Consider the following 7,118-nt stretch of genomic DNA (forward strand, 5'->3'; position numbering starts at 1 on the left):
ACACCGCCCAAGTCCAGGAACCGGGTTCATGAACTGACTTCATGGACAGAGTGCCACGATGCAATCAGGTGGTGCAGCGCCGCAGCGTCCGTGCTCGTCTTGAGTTGCTCGCGCAGCGTGCTGTCACTGAGCAGTTCGGCAATTTCAGAGAGGATTTCAAGGTGTTTTTGCGTGGCGGCTTCCGGCACCAGCAGAAAAATCAGCAGCCCGACGGCCTGCTCGTCGGGCGCATCGAAACCGATGGGAGCCTGCAGCTGGAAAACCGCGGCCATCGGGGCCTTGAGGCCCTTGATGCGGCCATGGGGAATGGCCACGCCATGGCCAAGACCGGTCGAGCCCAGGCGCTCACGCGCGAACAGGCTGTCGGTGATCAGCGCACGGTTCAGGCCGTGCTGGTTTTCAAACAACAAACCGGCTTCTTCAAAAGCACGCTTTTTGCTCGTCGCTTCAACACTGACCAGCACTTGGGAGGGGGGCAAAATTTGCGAAAGACGGTTCATAACGATCTTTTAGTCGCCGAATTATGCACTTTACAGCGGGTTTGAAGGCAGAAGGGGCATAAAAAAGCCGCTTGCGCGTGCAAGCGGCTCGTCAGAACACACCAATTTACCCAATGACACAAGGAGTGCCCGAAGGGCAGGGCCAAGTGTCAACTGCGGGCCGCCTTTCGGCGCGATCCCGCCAAAGCTAGGCTTGTCGCTTGACGGCAACGTGGTGGTGATCCTGGGTTCTGGTTTTGTAGCGCCCGACCTGACGGTCAAGCTTGTCAGTCAATTCATCAACTGCGGCGTACAGATCAGCGTGAGAGCTCTCGGCAAACAGGTCGCGGCCCTTGACATGCACATTGCACTCGGCCCGCTGGCGTCTTTCCTTTTCCTTCATGTTATCCACTGTCAACAGGACTTTTACATCCACTACCTGGTCGAAATGCCGGGTAATCCGATCCAGCTTGCTTGTCACATAACCGCGCAGCGCGGGGGTAACTTCAAGATGGTGACCGCTGATCGTCAAGTTCATAAAGAAACTCCTTTTCCAAAGTTGGAGCTGGGTTGAAAACACCATCCGGCCAGTGACGGCAGGACGGCAGACGGGGGACAACACTCTTGGAATCACTATGCGCCCGAAGCCCTGCAATTGCAAGCCGGCATCGTAAGGACACGTGAGGCACGCCCACCCGCGAAACCGCCCAGCGTCCAGAGCGGCCCTGGCGCCAGGCCCAGGCACCCGACGCCGCCAACCGGGCGCAAGTCCTTGATTTTCCGGGGTTTCTGATGGGCGGCGGGGCCGTCCGGCGGCGGCGTCCCAAGCTGCCGCCGCAATCAAAGCCCGGAGGGTCAGGAAAAGTCGGATAACCGCCGGTTTTACTCAGGTTTTGGAGTCTGCGGGTCCGGCGTTTCCCGCAGCCCGATCCGGCCTCGGCGGATGGCGGCGTGGCGCCGTTGCAACCAGGACAAGCCCGGTGACGGGGCAAGTGGGTCGTTCGCCTGCAAATTATCTTTTACCACCGCCCGGGTGATGTAGGCTCCATGCGAGGGTGAGCCATGGGATATTCGGCAATCACGCTCGCACCGATCGGCTCAGCATGTCACTAGAAACCGTCCTCTCCGGCCTGACCGGCCCCAAAGAAGAACTCAATGCCCTGGTGTTGATGGGCGGGGGTGCGCGTACCGCGTACCAGGCTGGCGTGCTCCATGCACTGTCCACCATGCTGAGCCTTCAGGGTGACAGTTTCAACGAGCAGTTTCCCTTCAAGATACTGGTGGGAACGTCGGCCGGCGCACTCAATGCAACCTTCCTCGCCAGCCATGCCGGCGAAGGATTAAGGGCCTTTGGCCAGCTGGCCAGCTTCTGGACCACCCTGCGCTCGTCCCATGTGTACAAGCTCAGCGTGCCGACGTGGATACGCTCGAGCCGGATTGCGGCGGCCCTGTTCCTGTCGCAGCAGGTGCGTGCCCAGCATTCGCTGCTGGACAACACACCGCTGGTAGACACCCTGCATGGCTGCATTTCACTGGACCGGATTGACCAGGCACTGCAAGACCAGACGCTGCATTCGCTGGCCATCTCCGCCTCCAGCTACAGCAGCGGGGTGCACTGGACGTTTTGCCAGATGGCCCCCGGCCGGCAGATCGATCTGTGGAACCGGCCGGGCCGGCGCGCCGAGTTCCAGCCCATCACCATCGAGCATCTGATGGCCTCCAGCGCCCTTCCCTTCCTGTTTCCGTCCACACCGCTGTGGGTGGATGGCCGTCGCGAGTTTTTCGGCGATGGCTCGATGCGCCAGAGTTCGCCGCTGTCGCCCGCCCTGCACCTGGGTGCCGGCAAGATACTGGTGATTGGGGTCGGGCAGCCGGAGCGCGCCACCTTCGTCGGCGGCAATGGCCCGAACATCAGCGGCAGGCCCACCCTGGGCGCCATTGCCGGCCACGCCATGGCCAGCGTCTTCCAGGACACGCTGCAGGCCGATGTGGAGCAAGCCCAGCGGGTGAGCAAAACCATGCGCCAGCTGCCACGGGAGATCGCCGCGCTGTTGCCTTACCGGCCCGTCGAGGTACTGGCGATGGCTCCGTCCCAGTCGCTCGACGCACTGGCGCAGGCGCATGCCAGCGAGCTGCCCACAGGCGCATACAACGCGCTGGCGGGCCTGGGCGCGCTCGGCGCCAAAGGCAGTCCGGGCGGCGCAGCCCTGGCCAGCTACCTGTTGTTCGAGCCGGGCTTTGTCAGGGCGCTGATGGCGTTGGGCGAGCAGGATGCCTATGCCCGCAAAGACGAACTGATGGCTTTTTTTCGGCCTGGCGGGCGGTAGATAAATCGGTTTTGAAATGCCATAATCGCCGCTGATTCATTACGGAGAAATCCTTGGAAAGCAGCCCTAGTCGCTAGCTTTCAACACCGCAGACTGACCTGAAGTGTCGTTGGGGGGTTGAAAGCGATAGCGCCACTCACCCCCCTTTGCCCAAGGCGCACGCGCTCCTTGCGCCGGCCCTTGAACCGATAGGCAGTCAGTCATGCTCAATATTTTCACGCTCGCCAACGGGCGGCTGTTCCAGGAAGAGATCGAGTCCCTGGAAGAACTCTCCAAATTCCAGCCCATCTGGGTGGACCTGGAATCCCCCACCCTGGAAGAAAAACGCTGGATCAAGCAGTACTATGGCCTGTCCATCCCTGAAGACGCGATGGACGAGGACATTGAGGAGTCCGCCCGCTTCTATGAAGAAGACAACGGCGAGCTGCACATCCGCTCCGACTTTCTGATTGCCGACGAGGCGGAGCCGCGCACGGTGCGGGTGGCCTTCATCCTGAACCTGGTGAATGACGACCTGAAAAGCAAGGGTGTGCTGTTCTCCATCCACGACGAGGATGTGCCGGTGTTCCGGTTGCTGCGCATGCGCGCGCGGCGCGCGCCGGGGCTGATTGAAGACGCCAAGGAAGTGCTGCTCAAGCTGTTTGACGCCGATGCCGAATACTCCGCCGACACCCTGGAAGGCATTTATGTCGAGCTGGAAAAAGTCAGCACCCAGGTGCTGTCAGGCGATGTGACCGATGCGCTGGCCGGCGAAGTCCTGGGCGCCATTGCGCGCCACGAAGACCTGAATGGCCGCATCCGCCGCAACATGATGGACACGCGCCGCGCGGTCAGCTTCATGATGCGCAGCAAGATGCTCAATGCCGAGCAGTTCGAGGAGGCGCGGCAAATCCTGCGCGACATTGACTCGCTCGACTCGCACACCGCCTTCCTGTTCGACAAGATCAACTTCCTGATGGATGCCACGGTCGGTTTCATCAACATCAACCAGAACAAGATCATCAAGATCTTCTCGGTTGCCAGCGTTGCGCTGCTGCCGCCCACGCTGATCGCGAGCCTGTACGGCATGAACCTGAAATTCCCCGAGCTCGAACTGCTCGGTACAGTGGCCTACCCCTACGTGCTGGCGCTGATGGTGTCCAGCGCGCTGGTGCCCATGTGGTATTTCCGCAAGCGTGGCTGGTTGAAGTAACCGGCCGGGCGGCCTCCCGGTCGCGGGCGTGTAAACAAGGTCTTGCCCCAATGCTGACGGCAACATATTGCTACTAATCCAATAGCGATCTGTGCCTCATCTGCACCTCTGGTCTAAACCTCTATTCATGGGCCGGAAACGTAAAAGCCTTACACCCTTTACACCTCCAGGCGCGCCGCCTCCAGCATATCGCGCGTCCTCACCGCTTCCCGCCGCGCAGCCTCCGCAAAATCCTCTCCCGACGACGCATACAGGATCGCCCTGGAAGAGTTCACGATGATGGACGCGCCTGCACGCCAACCCGCCTTGACCGTTGCCACCGCATCGCCGCCCTGCGCACCCACACCGGGGATGAGCAGCGGCAGGGTGGGCGCCACGCTGCGCACGCGCTCGATCTCCGCCGGATAGGTGGCGCCCACCACGAGACCGAGCTGGCCATTGAGGTTCCACGGCCCCTGGGCCAGGCGGGCGACGTGTTCATAGAGCAAGGGCTGGCCGTCGATGCTGGCCAGACGCTGGTTCTGCAGGTCGTCACCGCCGGGATTCGAGGTGCGACACAGCAGGAAAGCGCCTTTGCCCTGGTATTTCAGGTAGGGCTGCACCGAATCGAAACCCATGAACGGTGACAGCGTCACCGCGTCGGCGCCGTAGCGCTCGAACGCCTCCTTGGCGTACTGCTCGGCCGTGCTGCCGATGTCGCCGCGCTTGGCATCAAGGATGATGGGCACCTGCGGCGCCACGCGGCGCATGTGTTCCATCAGGCGTTCGAGCTGGCCCTCGGCCCGGTGCGCGGCAAAGTAGGCGATCTGCGGCTTGAAGGCGATCACCAGGTCGGCGGTGGCATCGACGATGGCGGCACAAAAGTCGTAGATCTTGTTGGCGTCACCCTGGAGCCTGCCGGGGAATCTGGTGGGCTCCGGGTCCAGGCCCACGCACAGCATGGAGTTGTTCTGGCGTTCTGCGGCGCCCAGCATGTCGAGGAAGGTGGAGGGTAGGGATACCATCTCTCGATGATATCCCCCCCATCGAACCGAGCTTGCGACTTTCACCGCACACGGCTCACGTACGACCACTGACTACACAGCTTCAACAGGTTGCATAACCTTCGACTGCTTCGCCAGATTAAAGTCCCCCGTACCGGGGACCGGCTTGATAACCTTCAAACCTAGGGCGTGGACACGCCTGTGACAGATCGGATGTAACAGCACCCGATTGGAAAGAGCATCACTCCCTCCTAGCTGCCGATAGACGATATGGTGGTCGTCCATGTTTTCATCAGCCAAGTCGATTTCTTGTTGACAGAGAGCGCATTTACCACCTTGGTCGAACCACAGAGAGGCCCTTTGAGCGCTCCAAATGGTTTCACCCATTCGTTGCACTCGCAGTTTCTCCCCGTAGGCAATCCGGTCGGGATGAAAAGGGTTGTAATCCCCCTTTACCTTGATGTGCCGGACAATTTTCATGTCCGACAGGCGATACAGCGACAGCGGTATCCTTTCATCACCTCCGGACGAGTCTTCCTGCAATCCCGCGAATTGTTTGCGTGAACCACACTGTTTCCAGTAGTGGCCGTACACCCAACCCGCCGTCTTGCGCGGATGCGTCCGCAAGCCCCAGCGCATCAGTCTCCAATAAATCAGAGAATCCATTTTGCTGAAAGTCTGCTTTGCAACCGTGCCCTTGTGGTACTGAGCCCAACCTTTGAGGATTGGGTTCAGGCGCTTTATCAACGTTTCTACTGGAACCTTCGATAGCGACCCAGCGATTTCCTCCTTCACCTTGGCGTAAAACGCTTTCACGTTCTTGCTGCTCGGCTTGATGAGTAGTTTCCCTCCGTATTTGCGGAAGTTCCACCCCAGAAAATCAAAACCCTGGTCAATGTGCACGATGCGCGTCTTTTCTTCGGACAGTGTCAGTCCCCGCTCGCGCAGGAATTCAACAATCCAAGGTCGGACAGTGGTCTCAAGGAAGTCTTTTGAACTACCCGTCACCACGAAGTCATCTGCGTACCTTACCAAGTTCACCTTCACCTTTCCTGCCTGCTTGACGCCCAACTTTTCCCGGAGGAATTGCATGAGCCCCGTTTCCAGACCATTCAGGGTGATGTTCGCTAACGTCGGCGAGATGACGCCGCCCTGCGGCGTACCGTCATCCGTGCGCTGGAGCTGACCCGCGTCAACAACTCCAGATTTCAACCACTTGCGCAGCATCACCTTGTCCATGTGGACATGGTTCAGCAACCACTCGTGGTTGATGTTGTCAAAGAACCCAGCGATGTCCGCATCCAATACCCATTGGGCCGAAGCCTTTTTGGATAAAGATACAAACAACTGAGACCGTGCATCATGGGTTGATCTGCCCTTCCGGAACCCATATGAGTTCGGATCGGACGCACATTCCACAGCCGGTTCCAGCGCAAGCAGATAAAGTGCTTGCATCGCTCTGTCCTTCATAGTCGGCATGCCCAGGGGGCGTTCCTTTCCGTTGGCCTTCGGGATATAGACCCGCCGGAGGGGGCGAGCCCGATACCCTTTAGGGTTCAGACAACTGATCGCATTCCATTTCTTTGTTGGCGTGTCCCAAAGTACGCAATCGACGCCACTCGTTCGCTTCCCTTGGTTCTCCGTTACTCGCCTGACTGCCAATGCCTTGGCTTGCCAGGATCGAGTCAGACTTCGTGTGAGTCTTGCAACTCGTCGGAAGCCCTTCTCCTGTTCTGCCTGCGCTATGCGCATCTGCGCCTTCCCGACGAACTCCATGACTAGCTTCCAATCAATCGAATGCCATTCACTTGGTCCGTCTGGAGACGCAGCATCGTTGCCGATGTGTTCCATACCTTCTCCAGTTTGGTTTGACCCATTGAAGATGGCACTGACCCAAAGGGTCAGATACCCTCTGGGTCATTGATAAAGTCGCAACGGCTTTACGCTGTCGCACCTGAGGCAAGTCTGCTCGCTTTCGCTTAGGCATGACCTATCCGATCCATTACAGACCGGCATTCGCTTTTTGCCTCTTCCTTTACCCCCTCCACCATGGCCTTTGATTGCTCGCGGGTTGCCAGCCCCTTGCGGGGCTGGCGGTGAGTGGGGCTTACCTCGTTTCCCTCTGTGCCCAGTCTGG

The 7,118-nt window shown here is 59.5% G+C and carries 6 protein-coding genes; 2 read left to right on the top strand and 4 right to left on the bottom strand.

The annotated features are described in order from the left end of the window. Positions 1 to 26: 26 nt before the first annotated feature. Positions 27 to 500, bottom strand: coding sequence for a PTS IIA-like nitrogen regulatory protein PtsN (ptsN, locus tag AC1DUR_RS11330; RefSeq protein WP_477716358.1), 474 nt, complete (start codon positions 498 to 500; stop codon positions 27 to 29). Between the two features lie 187 nt (positions 501 to 687). After that, positions 688 to 1,017 (bottom strand): ribosome hibernation-promoting factor, HPF/YfiA family, encoded by a 330-nt coding sequence (gene hpf / locus AC1DUR_RS11335; RefSeq protein WP_477716359.1) that lies wholly within the window; start codon positions 1,015 to 1,017, stop codon positions 688 to 690. 565 nt (positions 1,018 to 1,582) lie between these two features. Between hpf and AC1DUR_RS11340 the strand changes: the two genes are divergently transcribed. Both AC1DUR_RS11340 and AC1DUR_RS11345 read left to right on the top strand, forming a co-directional pair. After that, positions 1,583 to 2,806, top strand: coding sequence for a patatin-like phospholipase family protein (locus AC1DUR_RS11340; RefSeq protein WP_477721634.1), 1,224 nt, complete (start codon positions 1,583 to 1,585; stop codon positions 2,804 to 2,806). 202 nt (positions 2,807 to 3,008) lie between these two features. Then, the gene (locus AC1DUR_RS11345; RefSeq protein ID WP_477721635.1) at positions 3,009 to 3,998 is read left to right on the top strand and encodes a magnesium and cobalt transport protein CorA; all 990 of its coding nucleotides are present in this window, start codon (positions 3,009 to 3,011) and stop codon (positions 3,996 to 3,998) included. Positions 3,999 to 4,156: 158 nt separating this feature from the next. Here the strand turns inward: AC1DUR_RS11345 and pyrF are convergent, their stop codons facing one another. After that, the gene (gene pyrF, locus AC1DUR_RS11350) at positions 4,157 to 5,002 is read right to left on the bottom strand and encodes an orotidine-5'-phosphate decarboxylase (RefSeq protein ID WP_477721636.1); all 846 of its coding nucleotides are present in this window, start codon (positions 5,000 to 5,002) and stop codon (positions 4,157 to 4,159) included. 72 nt (positions 5,003 to 5,074) lie between these two features. Beyond that, positions 5,075 to 6,832, bottom strand: a complete 1,758-nt coding sequence (ltrA, locus tag AC1DUR_RS11355; RefSeq protein WP_477721637.1) for a group II intron reverse transcriptase/maturase — start codon at positions 6,830 to 6,832, stop codon at positions 5,075 to 5,077. Positions 6,833 to 7,118 lie beyond the last annotated feature (286 nt).

It is taken from the genome of Polaromonas sp. P4_F4 (assembly GCF_056401355.1).

Bases quoted from the DNA above. Each gene is read 5' to 3' on its own strand.
- hpf (WP_477716359.1), bottom strand. From the start codon at position 1,017: ATGAACTTGACGATCAGCGGTCACCATCTTGAAGTTACCCCCGCGCTG.
- ptsN (WP_477716358.1), bottom strand. From the start codon at position 500: ATGAACCGTCTTTCGCAAATTTTGCCCCCCTCCCAAGTGCTGGTCAGT.
- AC1DUR_RS11345 (WP_477721635.1), top strand. From the start codon at position 3,009: ATGCTCAATATTTTCACGCTCGCCAACGGGCGGCTGTTCCAGGAAGAG.
- ltrA (WP_477721637.1), bottom strand. From the start codon at position 6,832: ATGGAACACATCGGCAACGATGCTGCGTCTCCAGACGGACCAAGTGAA.
- pyrF (WP_477721636.1), bottom strand. From the start codon at position 5,002: ATGGTATCCCTACCCTCCACCTTCCTCGACATGCTGGGCGCCGCAGAA.
- AC1DUR_RS11340 (WP_477721634.1), top strand. From the start codon at position 1,583: ATGTCACTAGAAACCGTCCTCTCCGGCCTGACCGGCCCCAAAGAAGAA.